Source organism: Komagataeibacter intermedius TF2 (assembly GCF_000964425.1).
GTDB classification, from domain to species: domain Bacteria; phylum Pseudomonadota; class Alphaproteobacteria; order Acetobacterales; family Acetobacteraceae; genus Komagataeibacter; species Komagataeibacter intermedius.
In genome coordinates, this window is record NZ_BANF01000611.1 from 1 (window position 1) to 326 (window position 326).

At 57.1% G+C, this 326-nt stretch carries 1 protein-coding gene; it reads right to left on the reverse strand.

The features are described from left to right. Positions 1–326, reverse strand: a 326-nt coding sequence (locus B7449_RS18790) for an alcohol dehydrogenase catalytic domain-containing protein (RefSeq protein WP_048884067.1), incomplete at both ends; no start/stop codon positions are given.

Sequence of the window (326 nt, forward strand, 5' to 3'; positions counted from 1 at the left end):
TTACCCTGTGTGGCGCGCACTGAAATGCAGAGATTGGTTTTTCCAGACTTACAGAACAGACATTCACCACATTCAGCCGTGTAAAGCGGAATGACGTGGTCGCCGGGGGCAACGCTGGTCACCCCTTCCCCGACCTCGATCACAATTCCCGCGCCTTCGTGACCCAAAACGACCGGGAACAGTCCTTCGGGATCATCCCCTGACAGAGTAAACGCATCGGTGTGGCAGACACCCGTATGTGTGATCTGCACGAGCACCTCACCCGCACGAGGAGGCGCTACGTCGATCTCGACAATCTCAAGGGGCTTACCCGCCTCGAAAGCAAC